Here is a 17,249-nt window from a genome sequence, read left to right on the forward strand (position 1 = left end):
TCGAAAATAGTGGGTTTTGGGAGTGGGAAACGCCCCCACGAGTCGGGGTACACTGTCAAGCTTTCGCTTGACACTCCAGAGAGATTTTAAGGAGTAGCAGAGCTTGCTCTGCGTCTACCTGGCGCGAAACAAGTTTCGCTATTCCAATTTATTTAAGGAATTTTTTTAAGTATCTTCCTGTATACGATTTCTTGGACTGGCAAAGTTCTTCCGGAGAGCCTGTTGCTACTACCTCGCCACCTTGCTCCCCGCCTTCAGGACCCAGGTCAATAATATAGTCCGCAGTTTTGACTACATCCAGATTATGCTCGATAACCAGAACTGTGTTCCCTTTATCTACCAGACGGTGCAAGACGCTCAATAACTTCTCTATGTCTGCAAAATGTAACCCTGTAGTAGGTTCATCTAATAGATACAGCGTCCTTCCTGTACTCCTCTTGGAAAGCTCCTCGGACAGCTTCACCCTTTGAGCCTCTCCGCCCGAGAGAGTGGTCGCCGATTGTCCCATCTTTATATAGTCGAGTCCCACATCGGATAGAGTCTGGAGTTTCTCTTTAATCCTGGGTATATTCTTAAAAAATTTCAGAGCTTCTTCCACGCTCATTGATAGGATATCGGCAATATTCTTGCCTTTATATCTGACTTCGAGAGTTTCCTGATTGAACCTTTTCTCCTTACACACTTCACAGGGAACGTAAACATCAGGGAGGAACTGCATCTCTATTTTAATTAATCCCTCACCCGAGCAAGCTTCACATCTTCCTCCCCTGACATTAAAACTGAACCTTCCTGGCTTGTAGCCTCGAATCTTCGCCTCAGGAAGCTCAGAGAATAATTGGCGAATAGGAGTAAATAAGCCTGTATAAGTGGCTGGATTGGAACGGGGCGTTCGGCCAATTGGAGATTGGTCAATATTAATTACCTTATCGATGTTTCCTATACCCAAGAGTTTTTTGTGTTTTCCCGGTTTCTCTTTGGAGTGGTATATTTTCTGGGCCAGCGCTTTATACAAGATTTCCTGTACCAGTGTGCTCTTACCCGAGCCGGAAACGCCGGTAATACAGACAAAAGCTCCCAATGGAATCTTTACATCGATATTTTTTAAATTGAACTGGGCTGCGCCCTTTATTTCCAGAGCCCTTTTGAGGTCTATTCTTCTCCTCTTTGTCGGCAGGGGCACTTTCAGTTTACCTGAAATATACGCGCCAGTCAAAGATTCGGGGTTAGCTATTATTTTGGATAGCGAACCACTAACCACAACCCTTCCTCCTTTTTCCCCTGCTCCCGGACCCAAATCTATAATGTGGTCAGCAGCATGGATTGTTGCTGGGTCGTGCTCCACAACCAGAACCGTATTGGCTAAATCCCTCAAATCCTCCAGAGTGGAGATTAATCTGGATACATCACGCGGGTGTAAACCAATAGTGGGCTCATCGAGGATATAAATTACCCCCACCAGGGATGACCCAATCTGGGTTGCCAGGTGAATTCTTTCCGCCTCTCCACCAGCTAAAGTAGCTGCCGGTCGGTCAATTGTAATGTAGTCCAATCCTACATTGATAAGGAAGGAGAGCCTCTTTTTAATCTCTTTCAGTACTTCCCGTCCAATAAGCGCCTCAGTCGGAGACAGAGAAATCTTGTTAAAAAATCCTTGAGCCTCTTTGACAGAAAACATAACTATATCGGCGATAGACTTCCCCTGGATGGTAACAGCCAAACTCTCCTTTTTAAGCCTTTTGCCCTGACAATCTGGACAGACTCTTGTAGTCATATACTTATTAAAAATCTCTTCTCGCACAAAATCAGACTCGGTGCGGTGGTAACGCCTCTCAAGCTGTGTAATCACCCCTTCAAAAGGCTCTCCTGACTCATAGATTTCATCTGGAGAACTGTAAAGTAGTATATTTTGATACTTTTCGGGGAGCTTTTTGAAAGGTGTGTCCAGACTGAAACCATAATAATCACTAACATCTTCAAGCATTTCATAGTAATAGCTTCGAGCAGCCCATTTCCAGCGGTGGCGCCGTGTAGTAATGGGACTACTCCAGGGAAGCAATGCTCCTTCATTTACAGAAAGGCTCTTATCAGGCACAACCAGGTCAGGCTCTATTTCCATCTTCGTTCCCAGCCCAGAGCAACTGGGACAGGCACCATAAGGAGAATTAAAAGAGAAACTACGGGGAGATATTTCACCCATGCTTATACCGCAATGGGGACAAGCGTTGTGGATACTAAAAAGAGAAGAGCGCTTTCCGGTAGTATCTATTAGAATCATTCCCTGAGCAAGCTTTAAGGCGGTTTCAATAGAGTCGGTAAGTCTCGTTTTCACTTCGGGCCGAATCACCAGGCGGTCAACAACCACTTCAATATTATGCTTCTTGTTCTTGTCTAATCTAATCTCCTCTTCCAGTCCGTAAATTTTCCCATCAACTCTTACCCTCACGTATCCTTCCTGGCGAACCCTCTGGAAGAGCTCTCTATAAATTCCCTTTCTTCCCCTTACCAGTGGCGCTAACACCTGAATCCTGGAACCTTCAGGCAAGTTCAAAACCTGTTCCACTATCTGTTGAGAAGTCTGGGGAAGGATTTCCCTTCCACATTTAGGACAATGGGGATGACCAACCCTGGCAAATAAAAGTCTCAGATAATCATAAATTTCAGTTAGCGTCCCCACGGTAGAGCGGGGGTTTCGACTGATACCTTTCTGCTGGATGGCTACAGCAGGAGAGAGACCTATGATCTGGTCAACATCTGGCTTCTGCATCTGACCCAGAAACTGGCGAGCATAAGCAGAAAGTGATTCCACGTATCTCCTCTGTCCCTCGGCATAGATGGTATCGAAAGCGAGAGAAGACTTTCCCGAACCGGAGAGACCAGTTATGACCACAAGTTTATTGCGGGGAATCTCCAGATTTATATTTTTTAAGTTGTGCTCTCTGGCACCTTTGATAGTAATTTTGTCCTGTGTCATCATTCTTTACCTGTCCCGATGAATCCAGCCCCTGCAAAAATCGAATCTCAGGGGCTGGATGAATCGGGACCTACAAATGTCCCCCCTCACCCTCTCCCTCTCCCCTAAGAGAGGATATAGGTGAGGGGAATCATAATCTTAGAATTCTTAAAATTCCAAAAAAATTTTGGAGCGTAAAGTGAAAGCTTTACTAGTCAAACTTTCGTTTGACACTCCTTTCCTTTGACACTCCAAAAAATTTTGCTTACTTATTTAGGTGTCTTCTGTTGAATAATTGTGTCCTTTTGCCAATGGAGGTCATCCTTTGAAGGGTAATCGAGGTTATAGTGGAGCCCACGACTCTCTCTGCGCTTAATAGCAGAGTTAATAATTAACTGTCCCACCATTGCAATATTGCGTAGCTCAATCAGGTCATTAGTAATAATAAAATCCCAATAATATTCCTGGATTTCCTTCTGGAAAAGTTCAATGCGCCTCTTAGCCCGCTCCAGGCGTTTATTCGACCGAACTATACCCACATAATTCCACATCAGCCTTCTAATTTCGTCCCAGTTATGGCTTACCATTACCGCTTCATGGCTATCCACAGCATGGCCTATATCCCAGGGAGAAATTGTGGGGAAAGAGATTTTTTCTTCGGCGGCATATTTTGCGTGCTGACTAGCTTTTTCAGCAAAGACTAGTGCCTCTAAAAGCGAATTGGAAGCTAAGCGATTGGCACCATGCAAACCACTACAGGTGACCTCTCCCACAGCATAAAGTCTTTTGAGGCTAGTCTGACCATTACTATCAGTTAAAACCCCGCCACAAATGTAATGTGCTGCAGGAACTACGGGAAGCGGTTCTCTGGTCATATCGAAACCGAAAGAACGACATTTCTTGTAAATATTGGGGAACTTCTTCTTTATGAATTCCGGGCTTTTATGAGTTATATCCAGAAAGACACAATCATCTCCCCTCTGTTTCATTTCATGGTCGATTGCACGGGCAATTATATCCCGGGGAGCCAGTTCTTTCTGGGGGTGGTACTTGTGCATAAAAGGCTTGCCATCTTTCAATCTCAAAATGCCCCCTTCTCCCCTCACAACCTCTGAAATGAGGAAAGACTTCGCTTCTGGATGGTAGAGACAGGTAGGATGAAACTGCATAAATTCCATATTTGCAATCTTAGCTCCTGCCCTATAGGCTATGGCTATCCCATCTCCTGTAGCCACATCTGAATTACTGGTGTATAGGTAGATTTTTCCCGCACCACCAGTGGCAAGAAGAGTAACCTTAGCCAGGAAAGTGTGCACTACCTTTTTCTTAACGTCCAGCACATAAGCTCCCCAGCATTCTCCTTCTCTCACAATAAGGTTTATTGCAATTAAGTTTTCGTATGTGGTTATGTTACTGTTTCTCTTAACTCGCTTAGCCAGGGTCTTTTCCACTTCTTCTCCAGTCAGGTCGGCAGCATGGATTATCCTTCTTTTGGAATGACCTCCTTCACGAGCGAGATCGTATTTTGTTTTATCTTTATCCCATAAAGTAAAATTTACTCCCCAACTAACTAAATCTCTAATTCTATCCGGGCCATTTTTGACCACCATCTCCACTACATCGGGATGGCAAAGTCCATCCCCGGCAACCAGAGTATCCTGAATGTGCGCATCAAATGAGTCTTCCTGACTCCAGACCGAAGCTATTCCTCCCTGAGCATACTTTGTGTTCGACTCCTCAAATTCCCTTTTAGTTACCACTGCTACTTCTCCCCATGGGGAAACTTTAAGGGCAAAGCTCAAGCCGGCTACACCGCTTCCTATCACTAAAAAATCGGTTTTTATTACCACAACTCTCCTCTAAAGCACAAACCCGAGCATATATTCAATCCTTCGCGCCAACCTTCAACTCTAACATCCTGTTTATGCTCTCGTAAGCCTCCACTCTAATTTCTTCAGTGACTTTAATAAGATGAACCATATCTTTAAGGGAATCACGAACTTTATCTAAAGTGTGGTATTTCATATTGCGGCATACCATCTTTTCGCTGGCAGGATAGAATTTCTTATCCGGGTTCTCCTTTCTCAAACGGTATAACATACCATTTTCCGTGCCGATTATTAATTCTTTAGCTGTAGTTTCCCGGGCAAAACTTAGTATTCCACTGGTAGAGGCAACCTGGTCAGCCAAATCTAATACTTCCTCCAGACATTCGGGATGAGCAATAAACTTTGCCTGTGGATGAGCCTTCTTTACTTTCAGGACATCTTCCTTTCTCAATACCTCATGGGTAGGACAAAACCCTTCCCATAAGATTAACTCTTTATCAGTCGAGCGAGCTACCCAGTGCCCCAGATTTCTATCAGGGACAAAAATAATCTTTTCTTGGGGAAGAGAATTGACCACTTTAACTGCATTGGCTGAAGTGCAACAGATATCACTTTCTGCCTTAACTTCTGCTGAAGAGTTGACATAAGTGACCACCGGCGCTTGAGGATGGTCCTCCCTTAACATCTTCAGCGTTTCTCGGGAAATCATATTAGCGAGGGGACATCCCGCCTTCAAATCAGGGAGAAGAACATTCTTTTCTGGTGAAAGAATGGCTGCGGTTTCAGCCATAAACAAAACACCACAAAAAACTATAGTGTCTGCGTCAGTGGCAGCTGCTTTCCGGCTTAGCTCCAGAGAATCGCCAACGAAATCGGCAATATCTTGAATCTCTCCTATTTGATAATTATGAGCAAGAATGATTGCGTTTCGTCTATTTTTTAACTCTTCGATTTCTTTTAGGATTTCTTCTCTATTTTCCACTTTTTTACCTTTCTGCAACATTAAAGCACTACCTTTGCTTCAATTCAATGGAGTCCTTGCGAAAGCAAGGTTTCGTTTTATCAGCCTCCCTTTCGGGAGGACTCCAGATTGTTCTACGTCAACAAATTCCTGAGCGATGAACAAATTATCTTTTCAAGCTACATTCTTCTAACGAGCATATTATCTATCAATCTGGTGTTGCCAATCCATACGGCCAGAGCAACCAGACCCTTTTTTCCTGGCCTTATTGTCTTCACATCTTCTAAGGTTAGAGGGTCAACAATTTCTATATAGTCTATCTTAGCGTGGGATTCTCTCTGGATAATTTTTTCCATTTCAGAAACTACATCTGAAATGGAACTTCCCACCTTTATCAACGATTTCGCACACTTCAACGCTCTGTATAATGAGAGAGCCTCTTCCCTCTCTTGAGAAGAAAGGTAAGAATTGCGAGAACTTATGGCCAACCCGTCTGGCTCACGAACAATGGCACATTCTCTTATTTCAACTTCCATGTTTAAATCTTCGACCATTCTCTTTATGATTCTTAGCTGCTGATAATCCTTCTGTCCAAAATAGGCAACATGGGGTTTTACAATATTGAATAGTTTACAGACTACTGAGGCCACACCCCTGAAATGTCCTGGCCGGGACAACCCGCAAAGCCTTTTCGAAAACTTCTCTACTTCCACATAAGTAGAATACTCTTTCCCATACATTTCGGAAACAGAAGGATAGAAAATTATATCCACACCTTCTCTCTGGGCAAGCGACTTATCTTTCTCGAAAGGACGGGGATACCTCCTGTAATCTTCTCCATGGCCGAATTGGGTAGGATTAATAAATATACTTATAATCAGGATGTCATTTTCCCTTCTTGCCCTTTCCATTAGAGAAAAGTGTCCCTGATGAAGTGCCCCCATTGTGGGAACGAAACCAATCGACTTGCCTTCTTCTCTTAGTCTATCAGCAATTTTTTGCATTATAGAATTTTTCCTGATTACTCTCATTGTCTCAGCAGAAGTTCGACCTGTGAATTATCTTTTAAGTCTCTCAATAACTCCGAAATCGTCTTCTTAAGAACCGGGTGAACCAATTCAGGGGCGATCTCTTCAAGGGGAACCAGAACAAACTTCCTCTTATGTAATTCAGAATGGGGAATCTGTAACTGTTTACCATTTAAGATTTTATTTTCATAAAAGAGAATATCTAAATCGATTATTCTCGGTCCCCATTTTATCTCCCTTTCCTTCCCTATCGACTTTTCTATCTTCTCCAATCTTTTCCAGAGTCTTCTGGGAGAGAGTTCTGTCTTCCCCTTCACTACGGAATTCAAGAACCAACCTTGCTCTTTGTAGCCCACGGGCTCTGTCTCGTATATGGAAGACTCGTCTATAATTTCTATACCTTCTCCTTTCATTAATTCAATTGCCTTTCTTATGTTCGCTAATCGGTCTCCAAGATTGGAACCAAGAGCAATATAAATCTCTTGTTTTACCATTTAATCGCACTCAGTCTTTCCGCAGCCTCTTTTATCCTCTTCTCATCCACTGTCAGAGAAAAGCGGACATATCCTTCTCCAGAAGGACCAAGTGCATTGCCTGGAGTAGAAAGGATACCTGCTTCCTCTAAGAGTTTCTCCGCACTCTGAAGCGAGGAATAGCCTTTAGGAACTTTTGCCCAAATGTAGAATGTCGCCTCTGGCTTTTTGACTTTCCAGCCGGTTCTCCCTAATTCCTCAATTAGCAGGTCGCGGCGCTTCTGGTATATACGACGCATTTCATCCACGCAGTCCTGGGGTCCATTCAATGCCTCAATCGATGCAGCCTGGATAGCACCAAAAACACCAGAATCGATATTTTCCTTCACCATAGATAAACCTCTGAGTATATCCTGATTCCCGCAAGCCCAGCCAATCCGCCAGCCTGTCATATTGTAAGTTTTGGATAAAGAATGGAATTCAATTCCCACTTCCTTTGCGCCGGGAAGTTCCAGGAAACTTATGGGCTTCTTCCCCTCATAATATATCTCCGAATAGGCTGCGTCATTTACCACAATAATGTTATGTTTTCTGGCAAATTCGATTACTTTTCTGAAAAAATCTCTACTGGCACAGCCTGCAGTGGGATTGTTCGGATAGTTGACAAAAATCATCTTGGTCTTCGTGGTTATCTCTTGGGGAATTGAATCCAAATCCGGTAGAAAATCGTTTTCTTCCAATAAAGGCATAAAGTAGGACGTCCCTCCGGCATAGATTGTCCCTATATTGTAGACGGGATAAGCCGGTTCCGGACAGAGAACCACATCACCTGCGTTAACAAATGCCAGATGAATGTGTCCAAGCCCTTCCTTGGAACCGATTAAAGCGTGAATTTCACTCTCAGTCTTCAATTCTACGCCAAAACGGACTTTGTACCAGCGGGCAATTGCCTGGCGAAACTCTAACAGTCCCGGGCCAAAAGGGTATCTATGGTATTTGGGCTCATCTATAGCCCTCTTCATAGCATCTCTGATATGTTGAGGTGTAGGTAAGTTTGGATCTCCTACACCGAAATCTATAATATCTACACCTTGTTGAATAGCCTTTTTCTTCTTTCGGTCAATCTCAATAAAAACATAGGGAGGTAACTGGGATAGCCTCTGGGAATAATCGAATTTCATTTCTTACTCCCTTTCAAACCCAGGAAGTCCTGCATATCATAAAATCCTGGTGGTTGCCTGATAATCCATTTTGCAGCCTCTACCGCTCCTCGGGCAAAGCAATCTCGGCTATGCGCCCGATGGGTCAACTCCAGCCTCTCACCCATTCCAGCAAAAATAATAGTATGCTCACCTACAATATCCCCAGCCCTCACAGCATGCATTCCTATCTCCTGAGGCTTTCGTGGCCCAACCATCCCCTTTCGTCCATAAACTCCTGCTTCCTTAAGATTCAAGTTTAGCGCTTGCGCGATAGTCTCTCCCAATTTCGTTGCTGTGCCCGAAGGGGCGTCTTTCTTCCGATTATGGTGAGATTCAATAATCTCTACATCATAACCTTTAAGTGACCTTGCCACACTGTCTACCAATTTAAATAGAAGATTTACTCCCAGGCTCATGTTGGGAGCCATAAGGAAAGGAATGGTTTTTGCTTTCTCTATGACCAATTTCTTCTCTTGTTCTGTATGGCCGGTAGTGCCTATGACCATAGCCTTGTTAAACCTTGAGGCGACTTCTAAATTCTCTAAACTCACCTGTGGATTTGTAAAGTCAATGACCACTTCTGCTCTGTCGATAATTTTCTCCAGATTATCAGTCACTTTAACTTTGGGTATGACTTCAGTTCCTAAAGCCTTGTTGGCTTTTGCCTCAATAGCTCCCACCAGTTCTGTCTCTTCATCCTGGCTGAGAATATCGATAATCCTTCGACCCATTCTTCCACAAGCACCGCAGACAATTACTTTAACCATAAGTTCCCCCTGAAATCCAAACTAACGTCTCCTTACGGAATTCCTTTTAGATAAGTTTATACTCTTTCAGTGTGGTTTTTAACTTTTTTAAATTTTCCTCAGACATCTTACATAGAGGCAACCTGATTTCTTCAGAAATCATCCCCATGAGGTTCATCGATGTCTTCACAGGAATAGGATTTGTTTCATAAAACATAGCCTCAAAGAGAGGAAGCATCTTCAAATGCATCTTTCTGGATTTATTAATATCGCCTTTATTAAAGGCTTCTACAAGTCCCACCACCGCCGCAGGTGCAATATTGGCAGCTACGGAAATTACCCCTTTGCCACCAACAGCAAGTATAGGGAAAGTCATAGTATCGTCTCCGGAAAGGACATCGAATTCCTCTCCACACTCCCTAACAATCTGACTTACCTGAGTAATATTGCCACTAGCTTCTTTCAACCCTATAATATTTTTGATCTTAGACAATTTCGCCGCAGTAGAAGAAATCATGTTGGTGCCAGTTCGTCCTGGCACATTATACATAATAATAGGAATATCCACAGTTTCGGCAATTTTTTTGAAATGTAAATAGAGCCCATTCTGGGTTGGTTTATTATAATACGGTGTAATAACCAAACATCCATCGGCTCCCACTTCCTTAGCAAACCGGGTCAGTTCAATTGCCTCATTTGTATTATTAGAACCCGTGCCGGCAATAACTTTTATACGTCCATTAACTGCCTTAACCACAGTCTCAATGACTAGCCTGTGTTCCTCATGCGAAAGAGTCGGCGATTCCCCCGTGGTTCCACAGGGAACAATGCCTGATGTTCCCTTCTTAATATGAAACTCCACTAGTTCTTTGAGTTTCTCCACATCAACCCGATTATTCTTGAACGGTGTTACCAGTGCCACAAAGGAACCTGAAAACATTATCGCACCTCCTCTATCCCAATTTTCAAGTTTCTACTTTTGTTGGGCGACCATCCCGATACATTGAGACAAACTGTCTCTCGCCCCTACAATAACATTTAAAAGATAGTTTGTGCTATGGAGTCCTTGCGAAAGCAAGGTCAAATACATCCCGCCCTTTCGGGCGGATTCCAGACTTTTCTGCGTCAAGAAATTCCTCAAGCGATGAACAAACTATCTTTTAATCCCAAGCCACCTCCCCTTCATAAACTACTCTAACCTCACCCTCAAGCCAAACACCTTTGAACTTTTCTATTCCTTTCATATTTTTTTTTATTACATATTCTACTTTTAAGGTCTCTCCACCTCGAGTATGAACTTCCACAGGAGAAGATACTTTCCCCTGCAAGCCTGAAATCAAAGCCGAAGCAACAGCACCCGTGCCACAAGCAAGAGTCTCATCTTCTACTCCTCGCTCATATGTTCTGATATAAATGGAGTTTCTCCCTTGCAAGGTAACGAAATTTACATTCGCCCCAGAAGGGATAAATCTTTGATGGTAACGAATCGCCCGTCCCAAATTCTTTACATCAACCTTATTCAGAGCAGGAACAAAGACTACCGCATGGGGAACGCCAGTGTTAATAAAATTAACTTTTTGAGAACCATGAGACTTAAGGGAAATCTTAAAATTCAGATTTATATCCGAGGGATTACCTAATCTTACCTTCACTTTTTTACCTTTAACCCATGCCTCCACATTCCCCGCTTTGGTCTCCATGACTGTGTTTGCAGAAGCAATTCCCTTAATAAATGCAAACCTGGCAAGGCACCGGGCACCATTACCACACATTTCCGGCTCACTGCCATCGGGATTAAAAATTCGCATTCTGTAGTCGGCCTTGCCCGCTCTCTCCAGAAGAATTAACCCATCAGCGCCAATTGAACAGCGCCGCTGGCAAAGATTAACTGCAAGTTTGGAGAGTCCACGAGGGAGTACCTTCTTCCTATTATCAATAATTATAAAATCATTGCCCCCGCTTTCCATCTTTGTAAAAGAGATCGAGCGTCTTCTCAATGTCATTCCTTCTCTCCAGCTTTTGTGTCCAACTAAAATAACTGTAGCAGCAAAGCGTAAGCTTTGCCTTCCTGTAGGGGACGGACTCTGTGCCGTCCCTTCCTTTGGGCGACCACTGAGTGTCGCCCCTACATTGCTGCAGAGCTAACGCTCTCTAGCTACATTCCTTTAATTAAATCCTGATAGGTCTCTCGCTTTCGTATAATATTATATGTTTCTTTCCTGACCAGAACCTCAGCAGGTCGACAACGAGAATTGTAATTAGAAGACATGGTAAACCCGTAAGCGCCAGCGCAGAATACGGCCAAAAGGTCTCCCGCAGATACTTTAGGCAGAGTCCTGTCCTTAGCAAAAAAATCACCCGACTCACATATAGGACCTACTATATCAGTCACCATTACCTTTCTGGCACCCGGAGGCCAAAGGGAAGGCCTTTCCAGTTGCCATCTCCCTTTTGCCACTTCCTCGAGTTTAACTGGCTTTATCTCATGGTAAGCATTGTACAGAGTTGGCCTGATAAAATCGGACATTCCTGCGTCAACCACAATAAATTTTTTGGAAAACATCTCTTTTATATAGAGAATTTTGGTTACCAGAATCCCTGCATTGCCCACTATAGCTCTTCCCGGCTCAAAGATTCCCCGGGAACTAATCTTTTTAATCAGAGGTATCAAAACACGAGCATAACTGGCAGGTGTAGGCGGCCTCTCGTTCCAATAAGTTATACCCAAACCTCCTCCCACATTCACATAATCAAGATTTATTCCAATCTTTTTCAGCTTATCGGAAACAGTGATTAGCTTTTTCACTCCTCTAATAAAGGGCCCTATCGTTGTAATCTGAGAACCGATGTGCATATGAATGCCACAGATTTCCAGATTTCCCAGCCTCTTCGCCAGTTTATAGCCTTCAACTGCTCTGGCCAATTCGAAACCAAACTTGCCCTTCTTTACCCCGGTAGCGATATAAGGATGTGTGTGGGGTTCGATATCAGGATTAATCCTTAAAGCAATTCTCGCTTTTTTCCCCAATCTCACAGCAACCCGGTTAAGTAGAGCCAATTCCTCGAATGAGTCTACATTAATCATTAGAATATCCGACTTAATGGCTAACTCCATCTCTTCTTTTGTCTTGCCGTTTCCATTAAGAATAATCTTCCGTCCGGGAACTCCCAGTCCCAGAGCTTGCTTGAGTTCTCCCAATGAAGCCACATCAGCACCGCTACCGGTATCAGTCAAAATTTTGCATAGAGTAGAGTTCGAGTTTGCTTTAAAAGCATAACATACGAGGTGTCTTATTTTTCCCAGTCCACTGTGGAAACTTCGGTAATTCTCCAGAAGAGTCCTGTGACTGTAGAGATAGAAAGGCGTCCCCACTTCGCCAGCTACCTTCTCTACAGAAACTCCCTCACAGAAGAGATGCCCATTCCCGTAACTAAAATGTCTCATTCTTATTTTTCCTTAACTTTTGACTTCTTAATCTGGTTCTTTACTTTCTCCGGAGCAGTTCCTCCCTGGGACTTACGGGATTCCACACACCTTCTTATATTAATAACATCAAAAAAATCCTCAGAAAATAGGGGCGAAAAAACTTTCAATTCCTTAACACTCAGCTCTTCCAGAGACTTACCTCTCCCCATAGAGTAGAGGACAATATCTCTTATAAGCTGATGAGCCTTTCGGAAGGGAACTCCCTTTCTGACTAAATAATCGGCTGCATCAGTAGCATTTAAATATCCTTCTTTAGTTAGCGAAAGCATCTTTTCTCGATTCAATTTTAGCGATGATATAAGTGGTGATAAAACTTCCAGGACATTTTTCAGAGTATCCACAGTATCGAATAATCTTTCCTTATCTTCCTGCATATCCCGATTATAAGAGAGGGGAAGTCCCTTCATCACTGTAAGCAGGGACTGGAGATTCCCGTAAATCCTGCCAGTCTTCCCCCGGATGAGTTCAGCAACATCGGGATTCTTCTTCTGGGGCATAATCGAAGAACCAGTACAAAAATCTTCATCCATTTCGATAAAAGAGAATTCTGGCGAGGACCAGATAACCAATTCCTCTGCCAACCTGGAAAGATGCATCATCAGCATTGCCCCGGTTGACAAAAACTCGATTACAAAATCACGATCGGAAACGGTATCTATGCTGTTCTCGCTAATTGAGGAGAATCCTAATTGCCTGGCAATAAACTCCCGATCAATGGAAAAACTTGTGCCTGCTAAAGCTCCCGCGCCCAAAGGCAAAACATTCATTCTCTCCAGACAATCTGCAAATCTCTCCCTGTCTCGTTTCAGCATAAAGAAGTATGCCATTAAGTGGTGTGAAAAAAGAACTGGCTGAGCATGTTGCAGATGAGTAAATCCTGGCATTATTACTTCCATATTCTTCTCAGACAATTTCACTATAGAATCCTGCAGATTTTTTATAAGTCCAGAAATCCTCTCTATCTCATTTCTTAAATACATTCTCATATCGAGGGAAACCTGGTCGTTGCGGCTCCTGGCAGTGTGCAGTCTGCCTCCGGACTCTCCTGTTTTCTCAATCAATCTTCTCTCAATAGCCATATGGATATCTTCATCTTGAGGAAGAAATCTAAATTTTCCCTTAGCAATTTCGTCTTCAATTTCCCGCAATCCTTTAAGAATCTTATCTCCTTCGCTTTTTGAGATAATTTTGCACTTTACCAGCATCTTACAATGGGCAATGCTTCCCGCAATATCGTAAGGTGCCAATCTTCTGTCGAAAGATATGGAAGATGTGAAACCAGAAGTATTAATCTTTTTCGATTTCTTATTTTTCATAAACCCTCCAATAATTGGAGTAGCACCGCTTGCGGTGCGTTGGCTTGCTCTGCGTTAACTAATCGCGAAACAAGTTTCGCTACTCCAAAAGACTCTGGAGTAGCAGAGCTTGCTCTATGCTCAAAACCCATCTTCTTTCATAGTAAAATCTATTACGGAATATTTCTCAAAGCAACTATCTATCCATTGCTGCCCTTTCTCACCAAGATAATCCCTATAACTGGAAAAGAGATACTCTCCCATTAGAGACACATAACTATGTTTTACAGGATTATAATTAGTATAATTCATCCTTCTCCAAAAATCGGCCTCATCACGAATGCATCGATCCCAATATTGGTACCAGCATTGCCTTCCGGATATCTTGTCCAACTTGTTAAGCTCTATGGCACTTTTTCCGGTCACCGACCCTACAAAGCGAGGTAGAAGTTCTCCCCTAAATGCTTTAATTAAAATGTGAAAATGATTGTCTAAAATCACCCACGCGCGCAAAATATATCCAAATTTCTTAATTGCAGAGTCTAAAGTAGATTTGATAAATTGCTTTTTTATATCGTTGTTAAACAATCTACTCTTCCTAAATGTCCCAACTGTAATGAAATAATTAGTATTATCAAGATAAATATGTGGCGGACGATGCTTATCGATAATCATTTATTTACGCGAAACAAGTTTCGCTACTCCAAATAATTGGAGTAGCACCGCTTGCGGTGCGTTGGCTTGCTCTGCGTTAACTAATCGCGAAATAAGTTTCGCTACTCCTTTCTATCTATCAATGCTTTCACTTCCAAGGGCAATCCCAACAGGTCAATAAATCCTCTGGCAGAAGTGCGATCAAACTTATCTTCAGCTCCATAAGTAGCCAGTCTCTTCTGATAAAAGGAGTAAGGAGATTTTCTGCCCACAACCCAGAGATTCCCTTTGTACAGCTTCACTCTAACAGTTCCCGTAACCTTCTCCTGAGTTGCACAAACAAAAGCATCTATTGTCTTCTTAAGCGCTGACTCCCAGAGCCCACAATAGACCAGTTCTGCATAGCGGAGAGCAATCAATTCCTTATAATGGAAAGTATCCCTATCGAGGGTTAAACTCTCCAATTCCCGATGCGCTAAATATAGAATTGTTGCTGCGGGAGCTTCATAAATTTCCCTGGATTTGATTCCCACCACTCTATTCTCCACCAGGTCGACGCGACCAATCCCATGAGCTCCACCTATTCTGTTCAGCTTTTTGATCAACTCTACCGGCGAGAATAACTTCCCATCTATCTTAGTGGGAATTCCCTGTTTAAAATATATATCTAAATAGACAGGCTTGGAAGGTGCCTTTTCCGGAGGAGTGGTTATCTGATATACATCCTCTGGAGGCTCCTTCCAGGGGTCCTCCAATGGTCCGCATTCAATACAGACTCCCCAGAGATTCCTGTCAATACTATAGAGTTTCTCTTTCCCCGTAGAGACGGGAATCTTATACCTCTTAGCATATTCCACCTCTTCTTGACGCGATACCATCTCCCATTCCCTCAAAGGAGCCAATATCTTCAGTTCAGGATCCAACGCTTTAAAAGTCAACTCAAACCTCACCTGGTCGTTTCCCTTTCCTGTGCATCCATGGGCCACTGCGTCTGCTTTCTCTCTTTTAGCTATTTCTACCAATTTTTTAGCAATCAGAGGCCGGGAAAGTGCTGCAGAGAGAAGATATTTACCTTCGTAAACAGCATTGGCCTTGAGGGTGGGGAATATATAATCCCGGACAAATTCTCCTTTCAAATCCTGAACATAGACCTTAGAAGCGCCAGCAGCTATTGCCTTCCGTTTCAAATCCGAAACTGTGTGCACAGCCTTTCCGGCAAGCTCAAACTGACCCACATCCGCAGCAAAGGCCACCACCTGGCAACCATAGTTTTGTCTCAGCCAGTGAATTATTATGGAAGTATCCAGCCCTCCTGAATAGGCTAAAACAACCTTGTTTACCTTTTCCATCACACCCCCTGTTAAGAACTTAGAATTTTATCTAAGGTATTTACTAATTTATCTATATCGTTATTATCAATTATCAAGGGAGGTAGAAATCTCAGAACCTTCTTCTGAGTGCAATTAATAAGGATTCCTTGTTCCAGACACTTCTTTACAATCTCCTCTCCCTCTTCTTTTAACTCCATTCCCACCATTAAGCCCAATCCCCGCACTTGTTTAATCCTCTTAGGATATTTAGATTTTAATTCATTCAGACGCTTCATGAAATAGTTGCCTGTCACTTTCACATTGTTCAACAACTTACCATTCAGTAGTTTAGCTGCTGCCAGTCCTGCAGCGATGGAGACCGGATTTCCTCCAAATGTTGAGCCATGGTTACCATATCCGAAAAGCTTAGCTATTCTATCCTTAGAGATAGTTGCCCCCAAGGGCAATCCACCACCCACTCCCTTAGCTAAAGTCAAAATATCAGGTTTTATCCCGTAGTGCTGATATGCAAACATTTTCCCTGTCCGACCCATCCCTGACTGTATCTCGTCAAAAATTAAAAGGAGCTCAAATTTATTACATAACCTGCGTAACCCTCTGAGGAACTCTCCAGTAGCCACCCGAACACCCCCCTCTCCCTGAACAGGCTCCACCATTATCGCACAAGTATTACTATCAATTGCTTTTTCCACTGTAGAAAGCTCATTAAACTTTGCCTGCTTAAACCCGGATAATAGAGGAGTAAAACCCTTGTGAAACTTTTTCTGCTTAGTAGCTGAGAGAGTAGCCAGCGTTCTCCCGTGGAAAGAGTTGTCAAAAACAATAATTTTGTATTTAGCCTTCCGCTTTCCTCCTCGCAGATGACCGTATTTCCTGACAAGTTTTATCGCACATTCATTGGCTTCTGCTCCACTATTGGAAAAGAAGACTTTGCCCGGAATAGATAATTTCACCAACTTCCGAGCCAGCTCAACCTGTAGATGGTCATAGTATAGATTCGAAATATGCAAATGCTTTATTATTTGCTCCTTTATTGCCTTCAGAATCTGGGGATGACAATGCCCTAAATTATTCACCGACAGACCGCTAAAAAAGTCAAGATATCTCTTGCCTTCTTTAGACCAGATATATTTCCCTTTAGCCCTGTTAACTGTTAGCGGGTAACGTTTATACGTCCCCATAATAAATTTTTTATCGGAAACCATCAAATCTCCCATTAGTTCTACCCAGAATAAAAATTACCTTATAGTATACCAAAAAAAGAAAAAAATAGCAATAATGGGCGTGTAGTGT

The 17,249-nt window shown here is 42.9% G+C and carries 14 protein-coding genes; all 14 read right to left on the reverse strand.

What is annotated here, in order from left to right:
- Positions 1 to 148: 148 nt before the first annotated feature.
- The 14 genes from uvrA to VMW39_03310 all read right to left on the reverse strand — a co-directional run bounded on the left by uvrA (position 149) and on the right by VMW39_03310 (position 17,161).
- Positions 149 to 2,971 carry an excinuclease ABC subunit UvrA gene (gene uvrA / locus VMW39_03245; protein HUW23027.1) on the reverse strand — a complete coding sequence of 941 codons (2,823 nt, stop codon included), beginning with the start codon at positions 2,969 to 2,971 and terminating at the stop codon, positions 149 to 151.
- 248 nt (positions 2,972 to 3,219) lie between these two features.
- Positions 3,220 to 4,800 (reverse strand): L-aspartate oxidase, encoded by a 1,581-nt coding sequence (gene nadB / locus VMW39_03250; GenBank protein HUW23028.1) that lies wholly within the window; start codon positions 4,798 to 4,800, stop codon positions 3,220 to 3,222.
- A 34-nt stretch (positions 4,801 to 4,834) separates the two neighbouring features.
- Entirely contained in the window at positions 4,835 to 5,782 is a 948-nt protein-coding gene (nadA, locus tag VMW39_03255) for a quinolinate synthase NadA (protein HUW23029.1), read from the reverse strand.
- A 137-nt stretch (positions 5,783 to 5,919) separates the two neighbouring features.
- The gene (gene panC / locus VMW39_03260) at positions 5,920 to 6,771 is read right to left on the reverse strand and encodes a pantoate--beta-alanine ligase (protein HUW23030.1); all 852 of its coding nucleotides are present in this window, start codon (positions 6,769 to 6,771) and stop codon (positions 5,920 to 5,922) included.
- Positions 6,768 to 7,262, reverse strand: a complete 495-nt coding sequence (folK, locus tag VMW39_03265; protein ID HUW23031.1) for a 2-amino-4-hydroxy-6-hydroxymethyldihydropteridine diphosphokinase — start codon at positions 7,260 to 7,262, stop codon at positions 6,768 to 6,770. Before folK ends, panC begins: the two co-directional genes overlap by 4 nt.
- Positions 7,256 to 8,422, reverse strand: coding sequence for an LL-diaminopimelate aminotransferase (locus tag VMW39_03270; GenBank protein HUW23032.1), 1,167 nt, complete (start codon positions 8,420 to 8,422; stop codon positions 7,256 to 7,258). Before VMW39_03270 ends, folK begins: the two co-directional genes overlap by 7 nt.
- The gene (gene dapB, locus VMW39_03275) at positions 8,419 to 9,210 is read right to left on the reverse strand and encodes a 4-hydroxy-tetrahydrodipicolinate reductase (GenBank protein HUW23033.1); all 792 of its coding nucleotides are present in this window, start codon (positions 9,208 to 9,210) and stop codon (positions 8,419 to 8,421) included. The genes VMW39_03270 and dapB overlap by 4 nt, the downstream gene beginning before the upstream one ends.
- Positions 9,211 to 9,256: 46 nt before the next feature.
- On the reverse strand, positions 9,257 to 10,129 hold the full coding sequence (gene dapA, locus VMW39_03280; protein ID HUW23034.1) for a 4-hydroxy-tetrahydrodipicolinate synthase: 873 nt from the start codon (positions 10,127 to 10,129) through the stop codon (positions 9,257 to 9,259).
- A 220-nt stretch (positions 10,130 to 10,349) separates the two neighbouring features.
- Complete coding sequence (gene dapF / locus VMW39_03285; GenBank protein ID HUW23035.1) at positions 10,350 to 11,192, reverse strand: diaminopimelate epimerase; 843 nt, start codon at positions 11,190 to 11,192, stop codon at positions 10,350 to 10,352.
- A 152-nt stretch (positions 11,193 to 11,344) separates the two neighbouring features.
- Positions 11,345 to 12,634, reverse strand: a complete 1,290-nt coding sequence (gene lysA, locus VMW39_03290; GenBank protein ID HUW23036.1) for a diaminopimelate decarboxylase — start codon at positions 12,632 to 12,634, stop codon at positions 11,345 to 11,347.
- 2 nt (positions 12,635 to 12,636) lie between these two features.
- Positions 12,637 to 13,992, reverse strand: a complete 1,356-nt coding sequence (gene argH, locus VMW39_03295; protein HUW23037.1) for an argininosuccinate lyase — start codon at positions 13,990 to 13,992, stop codon at positions 12,637 to 12,639.
- A 120-nt stretch (positions 13,993 to 14,112) separates the two neighbouring features.
- Positions 14,113 to 14,646, reverse strand: coding sequence for a transposase (locus VMW39_03300; protein HUW23038.1), 534 nt, complete (start codon positions 14,644 to 14,646; stop codon positions 14,113 to 14,115).
- 101 nt (positions 14,647 to 14,747) lie between these two features.
- Positions 14,748 to 15,974: an argininosuccinate synthase gene (locus VMW39_03305; protein ID HUW23039.1), complete on the reverse strand. Its 1,227-nt coding sequence runs from the start codon at positions 15,972 to 15,974 to the stop codon at positions 14,748 to 14,750.
- Positions 15,975 to 15,985: 11 nt separating this feature from the next.
- A complete protein-coding gene (locus VMW39_03310; GenBank protein HUW23040.1) occupies positions 15,986 to 17,161 on the reverse strand; it encodes an aspartate aminotransferase family protein in 1,176 nt (391 codons plus the stop codon).
- Positions 17,162 to 17,249: the final 88 nt, after the last annotated feature.

The sequence above is a fragment of the bacterium genome (genome assembly GCA_035530055.1).
Lineage (GTDB): Bacteria > UBA6262 > WVXT01 > WVXT01 > WVXT01 > WVXT01.

Bases quoted from the DNA above. Each gene is read 5' to 3' on its own strand.
- VMW39_03270 (HUW23032.1), bottom strand. From the start codon at position 8,422: ATGAAATTCGATTATTCCCAGAGGCTATCCCAGTTACCTCCCTATGTT.
- VMW39_03300 (HUW23038.1), bottom strand. From the start codon at position 14,646: ATGATTATCGATAAGCATCGTCCGCCACATATTTATCTTGATAATACT.
- VMW39_03305 (HUW23039.1), bottom strand. From the start codon at position 15,974: ATGGAAAAGGTAAACAAGGTTGTTTTAGCCTATTCAGGAGGGCTGGAT.
- dapB (HUW23033.1), bottom strand. From the start codon at position 9,210: ATGGTTAAAGTAATTGTCTGCGGTGCTTGTGGAAGAATGGGTCGAAGG.
- panC (HUW23030.1), bottom strand. From the start codon at position 6,771: ATGAGAGTAATCAGGAAAAATTCTATAATGCAAAAAATTGCTGATAGA.
- dapA (HUW23034.1), bottom strand. From the start codon at position 10,129: ATGTTTTCAGGTTCCTTTGTGGCACTGGTAACACCGTTCAAGAATAAT.
- dapF (HUW23035.1), bottom strand. From the start codon at position 11,192: ATGACATTGAGAAGACGCTCGATCTCTTTTACAAAGATGGAAAGCGGG.
- argH (HUW23037.1), bottom strand. From the start codon at position 13,992: ATGAAAAATAAGAAATCGAAAAAGATTAATACTTCTGGTTTCACATCT.
- uvrA (HUW23027.1), bottom strand. From the start codon at position 2,971: ATGACACAGGACAAAATTACTATCAAAGGTGCCAGAGAGCACAACTTA.
- VMW39_03310 (HUW23040.1), bottom strand. From the start codon at position 17,161: ATGGTTTCCGATAAAAAATTTATTATGGGGACGTATAAACGTTACCCG.
- folK (HUW23031.1), bottom strand. From the start codon at position 7,262: ATGGTAAAACAAGAGATTTATATTGCTCTTGGTTCCAATCTTGGAGAC.
- nadA (HUW23029.1), bottom strand. From the start codon at position 5,782: ATGTTGCAGAAAGGTAAAAAAGTGGAAAATAGAGAAGAAATCCTAAAA.
- lysA (HUW23036.1), bottom strand. From the start codon at position 12,634: ATGAGACATTTTAGTTACGGGAATGGGCATCTCTTCTGTGAGGGAGTT.